Annotated in this window: 8 protein-coding genes and 1 tRNA gene; 6 read left to right on the top strand and 3 right to left on the bottom strand. The window is 34.8% G+C overall.

Going from position 1 to position 20,186, the window contains the following annotated elements; translation table 11 throughout:
• Nucleotides 1-75: 75 nt before the first annotated feature.
• Nucleotides 76-1,992 (bottom strand): M1 family aminopeptidase, encoded by a 1,917-nt coding sequence (locus tag ACSVH2_RS03465; protein ID WP_438091764.1) that lies wholly within the window; start codon nucleotides 1,990-1,992, stop codon nucleotides 76-78.
• A 179-nt stretch (nucleotides 1,993-2,171) separates the two neighbouring features.
• Between ACSVH2_RS03465 and serS the strand changes: the two genes are divergently transcribed.
• From serS to ACSVH2_RS03435, 6 genes are all read left to right on the top strand, one after another.
• Nucleotides 2,172-3,443 carry a serine--tRNA ligase gene (serS, locus tag ACSVH2_RS03460; RefSeq protein ID WP_438091763.1) on the top strand — a complete coding sequence of 424 codons (1,272 nt, stop codon included), beginning with the start codon at nucleotides 2,172-2,174 and terminating at the stop codon, nucleotides 3,441-3,443.
• 76 nt (nucleotides 3,444-3,519) lie between these two features.
• Nucleotides 3,520-5,298 (top strand): tetratricopeptide repeat protein, encoded by a 1,779-nt coding sequence (locus ACSVH2_RS03455; RefSeq protein WP_438091762.1) that lies wholly within the window; start codon nucleotides 3,520-3,522, stop codon nucleotides 5,296-5,298.
• Between the two features lie 56 nt (nucleotides 5,299-5,354).
• The gene (locus ACSVH2_RS03450) at nucleotides 5,355-5,666 is read left to right on the top strand and encodes a DUF4286 family protein (protein ID WP_438091761.1); all 312 of its coding nucleotides are present in this window, start codon (nucleotides 5,355-5,357) and stop codon (nucleotides 5,664-5,666) included.
• A gap of 231 nt (nucleotides 5,667-5,897) precedes the next feature.
• Nucleotides 5,898-6,677 carry a 16S rRNA (adenine(1518)-N(6)/adenine(1519)-N(6))-dimethyltransferase RsmA gene (gene rsmA / locus ACSVH2_RS03445; protein ID WP_438091760.1) on the top strand — a complete coding sequence of 260 codons (780 nt, stop codon included), beginning with the start codon at nucleotides 5,898-5,900 and terminating at the stop codon, nucleotides 6,675-6,677.
• The gene (gene mgtE, locus ACSVH2_RS03440; protein WP_438091759.1) at nucleotides 6,667-8,019 is read left to right on the top strand and encodes a magnesium transporter; all 1,353 of its coding nucleotides are present in this window, start codon (nucleotides 6,667-6,669) and stop codon (nucleotides 8,017-8,019) included. Before rsmA ends, mgtE begins: the two co-directional genes overlap by 11 nt.
• Before the next feature lie 247 nt (nucleotides 8,020-8,266).
• Entirely contained in the window at nucleotides 8,267-10,222 is a 1,956-nt protein-coding gene (locus ACSVH2_RS03435) for an ATP-binding protein (RefSeq protein ID WP_438091758.1), read from the top strand.
• Nucleotides 10,223-10,333: 111 nt separating this feature from the next.
• Here the strand turns inward: ACSVH2_RS03435 and ACSVH2_RS03430 are convergent.
• Together ACSVH2_RS03430 and ACSVH2_RS03425 are read right to left on the bottom strand one after the other, a co-directional pair.
• Nucleotides 10,334-10,413, bottom strand: a tRNA-Leu gene (locus ACSVH2_RS03430).
• 348 nt (nucleotides 10,414-10,761) lie between these two features.
• Nucleotides 10,762-19,857, bottom strand: coding sequence for a DUF4082 domain-containing protein (locus ACSVH2_RS03425; RefSeq protein ID WP_438091757.1), 9,096 nt, complete (start codon nucleotides 19,855-19,857; stop codon nucleotides 10,762-10,764).
• Nucleotides 19,858-20,186 lie beyond the last annotated feature (329 nt).

Genomic DNA, 20,186 nt, shown 5'->3' with positions numbered 1-20,186 from the left:
TTTAATTGTCAGTTTCTTTTAAACGCACAAAAGTAAGGTTTTCACCTTACCTCTGTAAATAATATTTGTATTTGATTATTTTTTTATGAATTTTTTATGATATCTGCCTTCAGATGTCTGAATATCCATAAAATGTACCCCATTTGATAAAACAGTTACATTGAAATCCAAACTTGTAGTTTCCATTACTTTTTGCCCCAAATTATTATAAACAATCACTTTTTCAAGCATAACATTTGATGGCATTTGAATATGAACCATATCCGAACTAGGATTGGGATACACCATTATAGCATTATCCATTTCAAAATTTTGATTTCCTAAAGTAACCGTTGAGTTTTTAGAAATAATATGCTTTTCTGGGTCAAAAACTAAACTAGTAAACGGAAAAGGAACACTCACTATAAACTCTTCTCCATTGATCGTGTTGTTTAAAACCAAATCAGCTTGTTCCCCATTGGCACCAAAAATTCTAATGGGCACTGGCATTTCAAAATAACTGACAGAAGCATCAGATTGTGTTTGATTAACAACAAATTTTGCCTGTCCTGTACCCCAATTTTGAGCTGTAATAGTATAAGTAGGATAACCTTGATTGTATACCCAATCGTTGAAGAATTCTGTTAAATCTTGTTGGTAAACCGTTTCTAAATGGGTTTTTAAATCATCTGTTACAGCATATTTAAAAGCCAAATTGGTGTCGGCTAAATAATTTCTTAACGCTTGAAAGAAAGCCGTATCGCCCATTTTAAATCGCAACATTTCCAAAACCATAGCACCTTTATTATAACTCAATCGGCTACTGAAAATTCTGTTTACACTAGTAGCTTGGGCATCGGTTAGATAGACATTCCCTGTAGGACTTGAAGTAATATTAGTAATCATACTTTCTTTTTCAGTAACAAAGGCTGGAAGTCCATCTAAATTTTCAATAACCAAAGCCGCTAAATAAGTGGCAAAACCTTCATTCAACCAAATATCTTTCCAAGTGCCACAAGTGATTTTATCACCAAACCATTGATGAGCCAATTCATGAGCAATTAATCCTCTACTAAAACCACCCATGAAAGAAACTGTAGTATGTTCCATTCCTCCGCCCCAACCAAATTGAGCGTGCCCGTATTTTTCATTTCTAAAAGGATAAGGCTCAAATAATGTTTCATACAAATCCATAATCGGTAAAGTTTCTGCCAATGAAGTAACGGCAGTACTATAAGTCTCAGGATAAACATAATTTACAATCGGAAAAGTGTTGGGTGCAACACCAGCAGTTTGAGTAAAAACTTGATAATTAGTTACCGCAATAGCAATCAAATAAGCCGGAATAGGATAACTATGATAGAAATGAGTTGTTTTATTTGCTCCAGAAACCACTGGTGCTTCTGGTTCTATTCCATTAGCAACGCTCACATATTGTGATGGCGCAGTAATAAAGACATCGATACTATTGACTTTATCATTTAAATCTTGTTTACAAGGCCACCAATCTCTTGCACCAAAAGGTTCCGAAAGTGTCCATATTATGGGAGAACCATTGTGAGTACTTTTGGTAAATGCTTGTTCTCCTGTGCCTGGCGCTCCTGAATAATTAATTTCAACAGTAGCAAAATTCCCTGTCGTTAAGGTACTTGGCAAAGTGATTAATAATTCTTTATTGGTGTTTTGTGTAAAACTTAAATTAGTTGTGCCACTTTTTACAGAGCTTACTGTCAATACATTATTCAAGTCAAAAGTAACCGTATTCATGTTTGACAATGCTTTGAAAGTAGTGGTAACTTTTCCGGTAATGAAATATACTGTTGGATTAAGAGTAAACTCTAACTTGTGATAGGTCACATCATAATTTGCTGTATTGGCATTGGCTTGAAAATTCAGTATTCTTGAAGCCGATTTCATTTCGGCCTCAGCAATACGATTAACACTTTCAACATTGTTTTGTGCAAAAGTTAGAGAAATCGTAAAGAAAAAGACTATTATGTAAGGTAGTTTCATTTTTTTGGTGCAATTTTTTTGCGAATATAATAATTATCAATTGACAGGCGTCATAACGAACCCTTAAATTATTTTTATACAATTGAATAATATTGAGTTAGACTACAAAGTAAGTTTTTAGTCAACTGAAGTTTATATCAAACATTTCACTAAATTTGCGGACTTATAAAGAAAATGTCATGTTACAGATTAGTTACATCAGAGAAAATAAAGAAAAAGTAATTACAGCTTTGGCTAAAAAACATATGGATGCTAAGTCCATTGTAGAAGACGTAATCCAATTAGACGAAAATAGAAGAAGCACACAAGTAGCTTTGGACAATACTTTGGCAGAAGCCAATAAATTATCCTCAGCCATTGGCGATATGATGAAAAATGGTGAAAAAGCAAAAGCCGAAATTCTAAAGCAAAAAACAGCCCAGCTCAAAGAAACTAGCAAAGAACTTTCTGAAAAATTAGACATCTTTGCCACTGAGCTTACTCAAAAAATGTATTTATTGCCTAACCTTCCAGCTGATATTGTTCCCGAAGGAAAAACTCCCGAAGAAAACCTCAATGTTTTTCAAGAAGGTGCTATTCCAGTTTTGCATGAAGGAGCATTACCTCATTGGGAATTGATAAAAAAATACGATATCGTCGATTTTGAATTAGGCACAAAAATAACGGCACCAGGATTTCCAGTTTATAAAGGAAAAGGAGCCAAATTACAACGTGCATTGGTTTCCTACTTTTTAGATAAAAATACCGATGCTGGTTACAAAGAATACCAAGTTCCACATTTAGTAAACGAAGCATCCGCTTTTGGAACAGGACAATTGCCAGACAAAGAAGGTCAAATGTACCATGATGCCAAAGACGATTTGTACTTAATTCCAACTGCAGAAGTACCGGTAACCAATATTTTCAGAGACGTGATTCTTAACGAAAATGAGTTGCCAGTTTTATGCACAGGTTACACACCTTGTTTCCGTCGAGAAGCAGGATCTTGGGGCGCACACGTTCGTGGTTTAAACCGTTTACATCAGTTTGATAAAGTGGAAATTGTTCGTATTGAACATCCTAATAAATCATATGAAGCTTTGGAAAGCATGGTAGAACATGTTAAAGGAATTCTTCAAGAGTTGAAATTACCCTATAGAATTCTGCGCCTTTGCGGAGGAGATATGGGTTTTGCATCAGCATTGACCTATGATTTTGAAGTTTACTCTACAGCGCAAGAAAGATGGTTAGAAATCTCATCTGTTTCTAATTTTGAAACTTTTCAAGCAAACCGTTTAAAATTACGATTTAAAGATAAAGACGGTAAAAACCAATTAGCACACACCTTAAACGGTAGTTCATTGGCTTTACCAAGAGTTTTAGCCGGAATATTAGAAAATTACCAAACTCCAGAAGGCATTGTAATTCCAGAAGTTTTACGACCATATACTGGTTTTGATATCATAAACTAAAAGTTAACCTTTTGTAAATAATGTACCAAATTGGCACAAAAAAGTGTTACTTTGGTACATTACTTTTTAAAAACAAATGAAGAAACTCTTTTCCATAGCACTCTTATTCCTTTCGCTTGTTGCCGTTGCTCAAAACGAGCAATTGGCCAATAATTATTTTGACCGTGGCGAATTCGAAAAAGCTTTAGTGAGTTATGAAGAGTTGTTAAAGGCGCAAGCCGGAAATTCAAATTATTTTCAAAAAGTAATAGAATGTTATCAGCAATTACAACAATTTGAAAAAGCCCAAAAAGCAATTGAAGACAGACTAGATAAATACAAACAAAGTAATCTTTTGGTCGAATTAGGATTTAATTATCAATTGCAAAAAAACCAAGATAAAGCCATTAAATATTACGATCAAGCCATAGGCAAAATCAAAAAAAACGCCAACGAAGTCTATGGAATTGCGTATGTTTTTGAAAAAAAATCGTTGTTTGATTACGCTTTATCTGCATACAAAACCGCAATTGAAACGGACCCAAAATTGAATTTTAATTTTCAAATGGCGATGCTTTATGGCCAACTAGGTAATACCGATTTGATGATTGAAGCCTATCTTTTTGAAGCGTATCAAAATCCACAAAATCTTCCCATAATTCAAAATCAACTGTCTCGTTTTATGACCGAAGATGCCGATGCCAATTTTAATGAACTGTTGAAAAAAGCATTATTAGTAAAGGCGCAAAAAACACAAGATATTTTTTGGAACGATTTTTTGAGTTGGTATTTTGTGCAACTTAAAGAATATGGCAAAGCTTTTATTCAACAGAAAGCAATTTACAAACGAAATCCCGAATCATTTGGCAATATTGTCAATTTGGCCCAAATGGCAATTGAAGACAACGATGAAGATTCTGCTAAAGAAATTTTAACTTTTGTTATTGAGAACACTAAGGATTTAGAGCTGTTAATTCAAGCGCATTCCTATTTGATAGAAATGAAAATTGATCATGCTTTAGAAAAAGATTATCCTGCTATTACTGAAGAATTAGATAAATTAATTAAAGAATTCGGGACAAGTCCATACACGCTTTCCTTATTAAAATTACAAGCTAGCTTCAATGCTTTTCATTTGAACAATCCAGAAAAAGCCAAATTAATTTTAAAAAACACCTTAGAAATGCCTCTGAACAGATACCAATTAGCAGAGGTAAAAATGGATTTGGCAGATATTTTGTTGTATGAAGAAAAATTCAATCAAGCTCTGATTTATTATTCACAAGTTGATGAAGAAATGAGTGGCGACGTTATAGGACAAGAAGCCAGTTTAAGAACAGCCAAAACAAGTTATTATAAAACCGATTTTCAATGGGCATCGCATCAATTAAAAGTACTCAAGTCGGCATCGTCACAACTGATTGCCAATGATGCTTTGGATTTATTTCTATTGATAAGTGACAATACTGTAGAAGACTCTACTCAAGTAGCTTTAAAAAAGTTTGCCCGTGCTGATTTTCTGTTATATCAAAATAAAAAAGAAGAGTCATTGGAACAATTTCAAACGATTTTAAAAGAACATAAAGGTGAAGAAATTGAAGCGGTAACCTTGTTGCGCATTGGAAAAATTTATGAGAAAAAAGGAGATTTTAATAAAGCCTTGGAAAACTATAATAACATCATTACCAATCATAAAGAAAGCATTTATATAGATGAAGCACTTTATTTTTCGGCAGAAATTTATAACACCCATCTAAAAGACTCCGAAAAAGCCAAGCCACTTTATGAAGAAATGATATTCAAACATGAAGACAGTATTTACTATGTCGACTCGAGGAACAAATACAGAAAACTAAGAGGAGACACGAATCTTTAGTGAACAGATTTTAAAAATCAAAAATCGCTATTCGGCAATCAAAAATCAAAAATCTTATGATACTCTACAACGTAACAATAAACATTCACGAAAGCGTTCATGACCAATGGATGATTTGGATGCAACACAAACACATTCATGATGTGCTTGCCACGGGAAAATTTACTTCGGCTCGCATGGTGAAAGTTTTGGTAGAAGAAGAAATGGGCGGAACAACCTATTCCATACAATACACCACTGACAGTAAAGAAACGTTGCAAAAATATTATGACGAAGATGCACCAAGACTTCGTGAAGAAGGTATGAAATTATTTGGCGACAAAATGCTGGCCTTTAGAACGGAGTTGGAATTGATTAGTGAGTATTAAAAAATGGTTCTACCACAAATATAGTGGGAATTACCAACTATTCATTATATAGAAATATACAGAACAAATTTTTAAACCATTAAGGAATTTAAGCAAATTAAGACTTAATGAAACTTAAATTCCTTAATGGTTTTTAATCTTAAAAAACTCAATTTGTGGTACAGCCCAATTTGCTTTGTGCCTTTGCGAGAAATTAAAATAGTGAGATTGCTTCGTGCCTCGCAATGAAATATGGAAAAAGTAAAAGCCAAAAAACACCTCGGACAACATTTTTTAACTGACGAAAGTATCGCCAAGGACATTGCCGACACATTAGCATTTGATGGTTATGACACTATTTTGGAAATTGGTCCAGGAATGGGTGTTTTAACCAAATATCTTTTGGAAAAACCGACCACGACTTACGTTATCGAAATTGATACTGAGTCTGTAGAATATTTAAATACTCATTATCCAAAGCTACAAGGAAAAGTAATTTCCAAAGATTTCCTGAAATACAACATCAATGAAATTTTTGAAGGGAAACCATTTGCTATTATTGGCAATTTCCCATACAATATTTCTACTCAAATTGTTTTTCGTTGTTTGGAATTACGCGAACAAGTTCCTGAATTTTCGGGTATGTTTCAAAAAGAAGTAGCCGAAAGAATTTGTTCTAAAAAAGGTAGTAAAGTCTATGGCATTCTTTCTGTTTTAGTACAAGCTTTTTATGATGCTGAATATTTATTTACAGTTGACGAGCATGTTTTTAATCCACCACCAAAGATAAAATCGGGTGTATTGAGATTGCGCAGAAAAGAGAATTTTCATTTGCCTTGTAGCGAAAAAATGTTTTTTAGTGTGGTAAAAACTGGTTTTCAACAACGTCGAAAAACACTTAGAAATAGCTTAAAATCTTTCAACCTTTCGGATAATTTGAAAGAAGATACTATCTTTGACCTCAGACCCGAGCAACTTTCAGTAGAGCAATTCATTGAACTCACTCAAAAAATAGAAGCCAATGCAGTTTAAAATCAGCAAAGAACTCTTAGCGCAAATCGAGCAACTCATACATCAAAAGAACGACCAAGAATTGGAAGTTTTGTTGAACGATATGCACCATGCTGATATTGCCGAGATTTTTGATGAATTAGACATTGAAGAAGCTACCTATATTTTCAAAATTCTAGACAGCGAAATCACAGCTGAAATTCTGCCAGAATTAGAAGATGATGTTCGTGAAAAAATTCTTCATGGTCTTTCTGCTAAAGAAATTGCGGAAGAATTAGATGAATTAGACACTGATGATGCGGCAGATATTATTGCGGAACTTTCTCAAAGCAAAAAAGAAGAAGTAATCTCTGAGCTGGAAGATGTTGAGCACGCCAAAGACATTGTGGATTTGTTGCGCTACGATGAAGATACCGCTGGAGGTTTGATGGGGAAAGAAATGGTAAAAGTCAATGAGAATTGGAATGTGCTTACTTGTGTCAAAGAAATGCGAATTCAAGCAGAGCATGTCACACGCGTGCATTCTATTTATGTGGTTGATGATGAAAATAGATTGAAAGGAAGATTATCGCTCAAAGATTTGTTGACTACTTCTACCAAAACGCCCATCAGTGATGTGTATATTAAAAAAGTAGATTACGTTCGAGTAGATACACCCAATACTGAAGTGGCTCGAATTATGCAAAAATATGACTTGGAAGCCATTCCAGTTGTTGATGAAATGGGAAGACTAGTTGGTCGTGTCACTATTGATGACATTGTAGACGTAATCAAAGATGAAGCCGATAAAGATTACCAATTAGCGGCTGGTATCTCTCAAGACGTTGAAGCAGATGATAGCATTTTGGAACTTACCAAAGCGCGTTTGCCTTGGCTGGTATTGGCACTATTGGGCGGATTTATTAGTGTAAAAATGTTAGGGCTTTTTGAAGGTGCTATGTTAAAGCACGGAGAATTATTTTTCTTCACCCCTTTAATTGCCGCTATGGCAGGGAATGTTGGCGTTCAATCTTCCGCAATAATTGTGCAAGGTTTAGCTAATCACTCCATCAGCGGTTCAATATTCAACCGATTATTAAAAGAAATTTCATTAAGTCTGTTAAACGGTGCGATACTTGCGATAATACTTTTTGTTGGTAGCCATTTCCTTTTAGGAGTTGATCCAAAAATTGGAATGATTGTTACCATTGCTTTAATTTCTGTAATTATCATTGCCTCACTTATAGGTACTTTTATTCCTCTTTTATTGAATAAATTAGGCATTGACCCAGCGCTAGCTACAGGTCCATTTATTACTACAAGCAATGATATTTGCGGGATTTTGATTTATTTTTCTATTGCAAAATTGATACTCGGGTTTTAACAGCAATAAAAACAACATTTTCATAGTTTTTTTATTCTAAATCTAATAGATGTGAAATCCAAATATAGATTTATTAAATAACTTGTAGTGTTTTTTACTTATTTCATTTAGTTTTTTTCACTACATTTGAAATAGACGTCAGTATTTTTCTCTATTGAAACAATTAATCAATTAAAATATTGTTTTCAATTTTTCTTCATTAAAAAATTATATTCTATTGTTTACTTAGGATAAACTTCAATTTTGTATGATACATCAAGCTTTAATAAATAGTTCAACAGATCTCATTTGGAGCCTTGATAAGGAATATAAACTTATTGCATTTAACGAAGCCTTTAAAGCAAATTTAAAAGACTATACAGGCCATGAGTTTAAGGCAAACGACTTTTTACTCCCAAAAGAGTTTTTTGATGAAGAATATCTTGCTTATTGGAAAGTTCTGTACGATAGAGGATTAAAAGGCGAAAAAGTAACAAGTGGAATTTATATACCAATAACAAATACCGATAAATTACAATGGTACGAAATTGATATTCACCCAATGTATGAAGAAAATGAGATTTATGGTATTGCTTGTTTTGGAAAAGACATTACTGAGAAAAAAATTGCTATTGATACCTTAGCTAAAAACGAAAAAAGATATCGTGACATTTTAAACAATCTTGAAGCTGGTGTTGTTATTCACAATCCTGATACTTCCATCCAAATTAGTAATCATAAAGCATCTGAATTATTAGGCTTGAGTGAGGATCAAATGAAAGGAAAACTAGCAATTGACCCACAATGGAAGTTTATTTATGAAGATGGAAGCGAAGTGCCACTTGAAAAATATCCCGTTAATGAAATAAAATCAACAAAAAAACCATTAAAAAATAATGTTATTGGAGTCTATCGCCCATTACACAATGATATAATTTGGGCATTAGTAAATGGATTCCCGAAGTTTCATAATGGTGGAACTGAAATTAGAGAAATCATTATTACATTCATTGACATAACTGCTCGAAAAGAGATGGAAATTGACTTGTTGAAAGCAAAAATACAAGCTGAGGAAGCAAGCAAAGCCAAATCTGAATTTTTAGCAAATATGAGTCATGAAATTAGAACTCCTTTAAATGGTATTATTGGGTTCACTAATTTACTTATGAAATCAAATTTGGATATAAACCAAATGGAATATATGTCAACAGTTAGCGAGTCTGCAACTGCCTTAATGGAAATTATAAACGATATCTTAGATTTTTCTAAAATTGAAGCCGGCAAGCTTGAATTAAATATAGAAGAGGTTAATTTAGTAGAACTTTCAAATCAGGTCATTGAACTTTTCAAACAACAAGCACTGCTGAAAAATATTTCCTTAACGCTTACTATTGAAGACGATGTACCTGCCAATATTTTTGCAGATGCTGTTCGGCTGAAACAAATATTGGTCAATCTTATTAGTAATGCTTTAAAATTCACTTCGTTTGGTCAAATTCATTTGGATTTACATTGTCTAGAAAATAACAATGGAAAAGCCACTATACAATTTTCAGTTAAAGACACTGGAATTGGCATTAAAGAATATAACCAAGAAAAAATATTCCTGTCGTTTGTTCAGGAAGATAATTCTACCTCAAGAAAATATGGTGGTACAGGATTGGGATTGGCAATTTCTAATAGATTACTAGGCTTGATGAATAGCAAAATGCAACTCGTTAGTAAATTTGGTGAAGGAAGTAATTTCTATTTTGAAATTGAATTTAAAACTTCGACAAATACTATAGAAAACTCCATTGCCCTTTCTAACGAAGTTAGAAAAATGAAAGACATTGAACCTTTATTAACCAATCATACAAATATTTTAATTGTTGAAGACAATACTATAAATATGTTTTTAGCAAAAACATTAGTTAAGAAAATGGTACCTAATGGAACTATTTATGAAGCCATAAATGGTGCTGAAGCTATAGAACAATTTAAAAACAACTCATTAGATCTTATTTTAATGGATGTGCAAATGCCTATAAAAAATGGATATGAAGCCTCAACTGAAATTAGAACATTAGAAAACAAAACACGAATTCCAATCATTGCATTAACCGCTGGAATTATGTTGGGTGAAAAAGAAAAATGTTTTGAGTTCGGAATGGATGATTATCTTTCTAAACCAATTATTCATAATGAATTAGAAGCTATTTTCAAAAAATGGATTAAGCAATAATTAAAATAATCTTTAAACTCCATTTGAAAATTCAAATTACCATTAAAATAATATCGATAAATAAAAAATCTCTAATAATATTGATTTACAATATATTAGAGATTTTTAAAGTACCCGGAGTGGGAATCGAACCCACACACCTAAGTACACGAGTTTGAGTCGTGCGCGTCTACCAATTCCGCCATCCGGGCAAGGATTAAATAACAATTAAGTGTCATTCGGATATTGATTATTATCAATTTGTAAAATTTTGATTTAATTTTTATTGCAAAATTGATACTTGGGTTTTAATTGAAAAGAAAAACCTCCCATTTCTGAGAGGTTTTTTGCTTCTATTTTAATTAAAAATTCACCACTTTTTTTATTAACACTTCATCATTACTTGTAGTTATTTGAAGTAACAAAATCTGCTTACATTCAAACTTTTATATTTATCTCTGAACTATAAACATCATCAGAAAAGGATCAATCCTAATTTGCACATTGTGGCGTTTATTGAATTTTTTCTTTTATTAAATTTAAATTGTGTTTATTATTTTTTATGGATGTAATGTTTCGATAAAATTATCAGAATTATTAGATAAGTAAGGGAAATCTTGTCCTTCAACAAATCCATCACCATTCAAATCAGTTGCTTGGTATCCTTCATAAAATTCATCACTTGCATTAGATAAAAATGGGAAATCCTGTCCTTCTATAAACCCATCTTGATTAAGATCTCCTGAATAGAAACCAAATACTCCTGATTCTAACTCTTTCATATTATCTCCATAGGCTTTATTAGCAGCATCTGTGAAATCATATGTCAATGGTGTAGTTCCAACAGTTTGTGCAGTAGCACTCCATGTTTCAAGCGAATTTCTGTGTCTAATAGCGATATAGAATGAACCGCTTGGAGCTGTACTAAACGTAGCTACTGCATTTCCATTAGTTAGTAACATCGCTGTTGTTGATGCAACTAATTCATAGGTTGTAGCATCATGTAGCTCTATTGTTACTTCATCCACATCACTAGTGCTTTCACCAACACCTTGGTTTGCCAATACAGGTCTCATACCATCAATATTTACATCATAATAACCTTCAATAAAAATCTTAACAGTTACTAATGACGAACATGGATTATTTGGGTTTCGCAATGGATCTGCATCATTACAGTCAGTATTAGTCAATGAGTAACCAGCTGGTGGTATAGTTGCATTTACTGCACAAACAATTACCGCTGTTCCTGCTCCATAAGTATCTCCATCTCCATCAACATAGAATGGGAACGAAGCATGTTTAGTAGCATCTGCATCATCACAATCACCTCCTAAAGTTGATGTAGCATATCCTGTTGGAGTTGTTGCTCCATAACATACAGTTGCTTGACCATTATCATAACCATCACTATCAGTGTCAATATATAAAGAGGCACTTTGATAAATAGCAGTGTTACTATCATCACAATCGGAATCGTTTAACGAATATCCAACTGGGGCAACTGTTCCGCTAGCAGCACATAAACTACTTGTAACCTTAGAACCATAACCATCTCCGTCTCCATCTACATAGAAAGTAAATGTTTCGTGAATAGCTACATCGCTTGGTGCACAATCCGTATTGTTCAATGAATATCCAGTTGGAGGTGTGTTAGCATCTACAGCACATACTGAAACTGTTGCTCCTGCTCCATAACCGTCCGCATCTGTATCCGCATAGAATGGGAAACTAGCATGTACTGAATTATCTGAAGGCGCACAATCGGTATCGTTTGTTGAATATCCTATTGGAGGCGTGTTTGCATCTACAGCACATACTGAAACTGTTGCTCCTACTCCATAACCATCACCATCGGTGTCAGCATAGAATGGGAAACTAGCATGAATGTTTACATCTGTTGGCGCACAATCGATATTGTTACTTACAAAACCTGCCGTTGGAGGTGTGTTAGCATCTACTGCACATAATGCAATTAATGACCCTGCTCCATAGCCATCACCATCAGTATCTGCATAGAACATAAAGGTAGTATGAATAGCAACATTCGTATCATCACAATCAGAATTGTTTGTTACATAACTCATAGGTTGTCCTAAACAAGTGATTTGTGGTGCATTAATATCACCATAACCATCATTATCAGTATCCGCATAATACGTTACTGTAGGTTGAACTGAAATAGCTACCGTGTTGTTCGCTGTAATGGCGGTTGTACAACTTGTAGAACTAGTAATAGACGTTAAATTAAAATTCATGTTTGAACTAGTTGGAGTAAAAATCACATCAACCCAATAATTAGCAGTACTGTTAGAATTAGGATAACCAGGGCCAGGCTGTTTATAAAAACTCGATTGTACTGTTAATGGTCCACTAACAATTGGGTTATTTAAACCTCCTCCTGTAAAAGCATAATAATTTGAGGCAGGAGAAAAATAAGAAACCATGTATGGTGTTCCAGCTGTTATTGAAACAGGGTAAGAAAAAACAATTTCTTTCCAACCGACAGTATTATCACCCGTATAAGTTCCAGTTGCCAAAGGAGTTGAATTTCCTATAGCCCACAATGAACCTGTGATTCCTGTTATTGTATTTGTTGCTGTTTTATAAAACCGTATTCCTGTAATTACTCCATCAATACTAGCTACAATTCGATGCCCTAATTCTGTTGCATTTGCGTCTACTGTTTGTGAACCTCCTATCGTCGCGGGTGTCCAAACAGTTGTTGATTGAGTTGTATTTGTTGCATTTACGGTTGCAAATGGAACACCACTCACAATACTCGAATAAGCAGTCCCATTGACAACCAAATCAAAAGGTCCGGTTCCTGCGGTTGCATTAAATACTAAATTCACCGGACTTCCTTCACATACATTAGGTTCGACATATGTGAGTGTACCGTTTGGTAATGGTGCCATTGTTACGGTTACAGTGCTCAAAGGGGTTTCAATATTTGTATTTGTACAATTACCATCAGTTATACTGGTCAAATTAAACGTTAAATCATTCTGATTGACTTCTGTAAATAAAACATCCACCCAATAATTTGCAGTGCCTCCTCCATCTGGGAAACCTCCTCCATATTTATAAACCCCATTGGAACCATCTATTCCTGATTGTAATGCCATTAATGGAGGATTAACTTGACTAGTATTTGCAAAATATCCGGGAGTTATAGCAAAATATCCATTCTGCGAAAAACAAGATGTTATATAAGTAGTCCCTATTGTAATAGCAACAGGTGTTGCAAAACGCACTTCTTGCCAACCACTTGCTGTTTCTGATGTGAAAACAGCAGTTGCTAAAAGAGCTTGATCTGAAGCCCTATATAATTTAGCTGTATGTGTTCCTGTATTAGAAATTCCCTTATAAAAACGGACTCCTGTAATATAACCATTCTCAGTTGACCTAAATTTAGTACCCACTTCTATTGGTTGTCCATCATATCCATTTGGATTGTCTGGAACATCTGTATTATCCCAAATACTTTTCTCAACAGTATTAAAATTAGCAAAAGGTTCATTTTCTTCAACATCCGTATACGTTTCTCCATTAACTACAATTGTCAAAGGACCTGTACCCGTTGCATTTGTTAACTTTAATTCAATAGGTTCTCCCGGACAAATAGGATTTTTCAAAGCTGTTAAAGTTGCCACTGGTGGTGAATTTACTGTAAGCAAAACAACATTTGAAGTTGCTATTCCTTCACTATTAGACCAAATAGCTCGATATTTTGTATTGTTGTCGCCTATTACTGGTGTAAATGTATATGGTGAGGTTGTGGCACCACTAATATTAGACCAAACATTTGTTTCTCCCACACTTTTTTGCCATTGAATACTCGGAATTGGGTTTCCCGTTGCAACCGAATTAAAACTTACTGGACTTCCCAAGCAAACAGTTTGCGGGAGCGGTTGTGTAGTAATGAGTGGTGCCGTAGGTTGCGGATTGGTACAGGCAATACTTATATCCAACAATTCAGGAGTAATAGAAGTGTTGGTTGTTGCCATTTCCACTTTGTATTGAATAAATTGCGAAACACCACCAATCAGAAAACCACTCGTAGGAATAGGAGTCCAAGCCACAGAGGTAATCTCATTAGAAGAATTAGCTTGTCGTTGCGAAATTGTTAAAGTGGTTCCAGTTGGAACCGATGCATTCCAAGTAGCTTGTTGCCATGATTTAACGGTTCCAACGTTGAAAATCTGAGAGGTAAAAGTTCCAGAAGAGACATACGGAGCAACTTTTATCCAGTCAACACTAATACTTGTTCCATTAGAATTATAATCACTAATGGCAGGTCGCATAGTCTCTGAAATTGTCGCTACTTGAGTGTGAATTAATGTACCGTCTACATAATATTTAATATCATTTGTATTCCATTCTATACGATACAAATGTGAAGACCCAATCAAACTTCCAGGTAAATTTACATCTATTGAAGTAGCGCCATTTAGAGAAGTTCTTGCTCTTAAAACAGTTGATTGATTTCCTGTACTAAACATTGCCCAGGGTGATTGTCCTGTATAAATACCATTGGAATCTGTAGAATCTCCTCCGCTACCAAAACCAATATGTTGGAATGCATCTGCTCCAAAAGTAGCTACAAATTCCATAACACTCCCGGGTCCAAAAGTTTGTGTCGGAGCTACTGTATTCAAACGAGCTCCATTTACATTTACTAAACCACTTGATACTGTTGAAGTTCCTCCTGTCCAAGCAAAACTTTGCCAACCACTAGGAATTGAAGTTCCATTAAATGATTCATTTACAATACTATTTAAACTCAAACCACCACCATCAGTAGCTACTACCATCGTATTGGTTGCAGTTCCTAAAGTAAAATCAGCAACAGTAGTGTCTGTTATACAAGGTCCGGCAGGTGTGGTAAAACTTAAAGGTTCCAATGAAATTATTGGTGCTGTTACGCTATTTGGTATCGCATCCGCAGAAGTAATTCTAAAATAGTAAGGTGTACTAGGGGTTAAACCGGTCAAAATTATCGAATGATTGGTTGTTAAAGTAGCACTTATACTATTTAAATTAAGAGTCCCGCTTACTGTTCCATAATCTACTCTGGAAGTAGCTGGTTCATCTGTTGTCCAAGTAATGGTGACAGTTCCATCTACGTTGGGCGTTGCTAAAATATTGGTAACAGTTGGTGGTGTGTTGTCCACACCATAAGTAGCTGTATAACTTCCAGTAACCGCATCAAAAAAAGCATAATTGATTCCCTTAATTATTTCTGTAGTATACGGAACTGAAAAGGTTAACAATTGTCCATTAGAAGAATTTACAGGTATCATCCCTTGCAATTTATGTGCTCCAGTGGCTTGAACGACGTCAAATGTTAAAGTACTACCAACATATGAAATATTGCTGTAAGTAGAAGCATTTCTGCCATCCAACCAAGTCAACATTTGCTTGGCTGTAATTACCGGTATTTCATTAGCAACGGCTGAAGCAACAATTGCATTACTTCCAACTACTGATTGGTCACCAGGATTGTTGTTATCGGTGTGCATGTTGGCACAAAACACCCCGTAAAAACCTTTGGTTCCTTTAGCATTGGTTAGTAAGGTATTGATAAAATTCGATATATTCAGTCCCGATTCATCCGGCATTTGTGTGGTTACTTGATAATTATCTAAAATAGTTCCATCTAAGTCAGCAAAACGCATCGGCATACCTGAACCGGTAAACATTCCGGGACGATTTTGAACCCATGATGATGGCCAATAGTAATAATCGGTATTTAAACGAATTCCTTTTTGAATTTCTACTTTTGGTTTACTAGCCCAATCGCTCCAAGAAATACAATGAGTACGATGGGTTTTGGATGCCGATAAACCAGAAAATGCAGCTCCAAATTGAGCTAATTGGGTAGTAAATGAATTTCCTAAACTTGCTTCCGTATAGACATTACACCCAGAATTTAAATGCAAAGCAATTTCAAAACCTTGAGCTTCATATGCCATAGCGGCGACATTAGTCATTGGTGTATTTGGATACATATAAGAAGTACCTCGAATGGCTCGCCAATTTAAAACATCGTCAGCCGAATTATTCCCAAAAGTCAAATAGTAATCAAATCGCCCTGCAGTCCCATTATTTCCATGATCATCACCAGTCATTACTACTGCGGCTTTTAACTTACGTGGTAAAAACCAAAATTTTGGTAATGGCATTTTTGGTAAAATACTTTGAGTGATGATATTCGATAATAACCTTTGTTGTTCATCCGCTTGAGGAATTTGAACTTTGTTGAAATCTATCCAATCGGGATGAAATAGGTCGTTCGAACGAATGTTACCATCATTTTGATCATCCCGTTGTTGTCCAGCCCAAGCTGGATTTCCTTGACGGGTGTATACTACCGATTTTGCTAAATCATAAGCAAAAGCAAAAACTTTACCTGTACCCACTGTTCGGGAAATAATTGCAGGATTAGAAGTGGAAGTTGAAGCTGATGAATATAAAGTAGCTAAAACAGTTGGAGCATTATCAGTAAGTAACACATATAAATCGGCATCCGAATGGTATTGAATAGTTTCATCAACCAAACCAACACCTGGACCATTGGTTGTATTAAAAAGTAAGTATTTGTCAGATAGCGTTCCTGAAGAAGAAGCAATACCCAATAGCGGGTATAAATTACTTTTAGGTCGTAAAGTGATTAATGTTTTGCCTGTATTTACCCAATTGGTAAGAAGGGTAACTTGTTCGGAACTCAAAGTCATCTCTCCAAGAATAACAACTTCATAATTGGCTAAGAGTGTTTGATTTAATACTGAAATATCCTCTGCTTTGAATTGATTAATTCCTTCTGCTCGTAAAATTTCAATTGGATAACGACTAAACGGATTCGTTGACGAACTAATGATTAGAATTGGTCCTCCTGGTCCATCTGGTGCAGGAATTGGTGTCGGTTGTGGCTCTGGACTTGTGGTAAAAGTCCATGAATATTCAGTTGTTAATACATTTTCTTCAATATCTTCAATGCCAGCTAATAACTTAGCTGTATAAGTTGTTGTATAACTCAATGGATTAATCGGCGTTAATGTTACTGTATTAGTGCCATTGCTATAAGAAATTGTAGCAGGAACAATTATATTGGACGCATTTCTAAGTTCAAATCTGTTAGTAAGCGATTCCGAATCTATACTTTCACTAAAAGTAGCCGAGACAGTTGTAGAATTACTCACTAATGAGGCGTTATTATTTGGAGTTACTTGTATAATAGAAGGCGGTGTTTCATCTTCTGTATCAGTGTCAAAAACAACATCTACCCAATAATTACTAGAATTAAATGTTAGAGTAGGAAAGGCAGAGTCTGATGAATAAATATATAGACCATTTGGTCCATCTGTTCCGTTGGCTAAAGCTGTCAAATTTCCAGTCGTAACTGCTGATGACAAACCATTAACTGTTGAAGTATAAAAATTGTTGCTACTGTGATAAGAAATCACATAGGTGGTATTGGCAGTAATAGCAACAGGACCACTAAAATTGGCTTGTTGCCAACCACTAGCAGTTTCTCCAGCGAATAAAACGGATGCTAATAAAGTCCCATTTGAATTCCATAAATTACCAATGTGCGTTCCGGTATCGCCTGTTGCTTTATAAAAACGAACACCTTTAATAAAACCGCTAACAGCTGATCTGAATTTCATACCAACTTCAATTTTTTGGTTGTCATTCTCAACTAAATTTTGAGGCATGCTATTTACTGGAAATATTGAACATGGGCAAACTATAGGCAATGGTGCAACGACTGTTATATTAATTCCATTCTCGGGAATTTCAATATTACCATTATCATCAAAAGCTCTACTTTTTATTGTAACGGAACCTTGTGTTGTTGGAACCCAAGAATAAGTCCATGTTGTGGTTCCAGTGGCAACATTCCAAGTAGCACCATTATCTGTAGAAACTTCTATACCAGCTACAACACCATCTGTATCTGATGCCGTTCCTGAAATTGTTACGGTACTATTACTGGGTACATTTGCACTAGAAAAAGGAGCCGTAATAACTGATAGTGGAGCCGTAATATCTATTTGGGAAACTATAGAAAGTTCAGATTGTATTGTTGCAGGAGAAACGCCCATATCAGTAAATAAATTTAGCGTTGCTTGTTGCATAGCTAGGCTGGGAGCTGCATTCCCACGGTCGTGTACGTCGTCCAATCCCCAACTCCATTGCACCGTTCCAGCACCAAAAACCAATGCTCCACTGCTATGTCTATACAACGAAAGTTTATGCGTTTTTCCGGATAAGTTAGTATTGGACATCGTGATACGTCCTTTTGGATTGAAACTAGCAAATTGTGGTTGCTCAAAATCAAATTCATAACCAAGCGTCCCAAAGGGCAAATTCACATTTTGTCCTACAGCGGAAGTGGCAACACTAGTGTTTCTCCAGAAACGCAGGTTTTTATATTCATCCGTAACCACGATTGATCCAGTTGCATCGCCCCAACTGATTTGACCAGATAGTGCATTTTCGGGTTTTCCTCCATCACTGCCAGAATATGTGGTGGGACTTCCATCACGCCATAAACCGGTCCAAATAGATGAAGAAGTATCACATTTAAATCCACATAAATTTTCCCCCAATGTTCCTTCTTTATAACAAACTAAGGAACGGTAATCGTCTTCCCATCTAACTTTCCAATAGATTTCATTACCGCTAAAAAAGGCTAAATGCACTCCGGCATCACGTGCGTTTTCAAACTTGGTACGCTCAGCTATGGACCAATATTCATCATGACCAACGGATAATAGTATTTTATGACCATAAGTTGTTTGAGTCGCTGTTGGTGTAATTTGTTTCGGGTCTTTGTCCATATCAACATCAGTGGTATAGGAAACATTGTAACCGTTTCGCTCTAACCAACGTATCATGGGATATTCGGCATTAAATAACCAATCTTCAGAAGCACCACTTCCTCCGCCGCCACCTCTAGTATTAAAAGGCCGATTGTAACTTACTTTTGTTGCATGGTCAAAATTTGGAACTCCATTATTATCTACGTATAAACTATTACCACCATAACCATTGTAGGCTTGCCATGTTGTATCGGAAGTTTTAAAAAGCATATCCGCACCACCATTATCATTGCGAACCACAAAAGCAATATGGCTAGAACCTAATGTATCAGTTCTTGTTAATTTTGCAAGATACAGTCCTGAGGTGAAAGTTCCAGTATTCCATGATGATGAAACACTCCAATTACTACAATCGGTTTTACCAGTTATTGGGTCATACAATGGCGTAGGTTGAGCAACTCCTGAAAAGTTTCCTAAATCCGCAATCAATCGAGCACCCAATCCATTATAATATCCCAAACGGTAGATTTTAATCGAATAATTGGTGGCAGGAGCTTTTACATCAATTTTAAAATCAATTGTTTGACCCGTATTTACACTAATTTGAGTTGCAAAACCCTGTATATTCGGATCATCAGAGCCATTAATATCCCATTCAGATTTTGGATTACCAGTTAACGCATTTTCAATTGAAATAGGATTTGATTGACTTATTCCATTTTTTGAGATGAAAAATAACATTAAAAGAAAAAGAAATCTCATTTTAATTAGAGAAGAAAATCTTTTGAAAGCAATTGCTCTTTGATAGATTTGGGATTTTTTCATGACTTGGGGTTTCGTCTAATTATGCTATAAATCACTAAAAATTCTTATTTAATATTTTAACTGGAATTTTGTAGTAATTATCAAAAACGATCTTTTTGATAATTTATAAACACATATTGTTTGTTAATAATCTCACAAACAAAATATAATTCCATGATTTATAATAATAAACTCGATTAAAACATAAAAAAAACTTTGAAATGCATTTTTTGATATTTTTAGATGAATAAAATATGAAAACAAAATTTTAATAAGCAAGATAAAATCACTGAAGAAACTAAAACACAAATTCTCTAAAAAAACATGAAGTAAGAGGAAAATAAAAAAAC

Origin of the sequence: Flavobacterium sp. RSB2_4_14 (genome assembly GCF_051547085.1) — a bacterium.
In the GTDB taxonomy this organism is placed as follows: Bacteria; Bacteroidota; Bacteroidia; order Flavobacteriales; family Flavobacteriaceae; genus Flavobacterium.
This window is presented reverse-complemented; position numbering and strand designations above follow the sequence as displayed.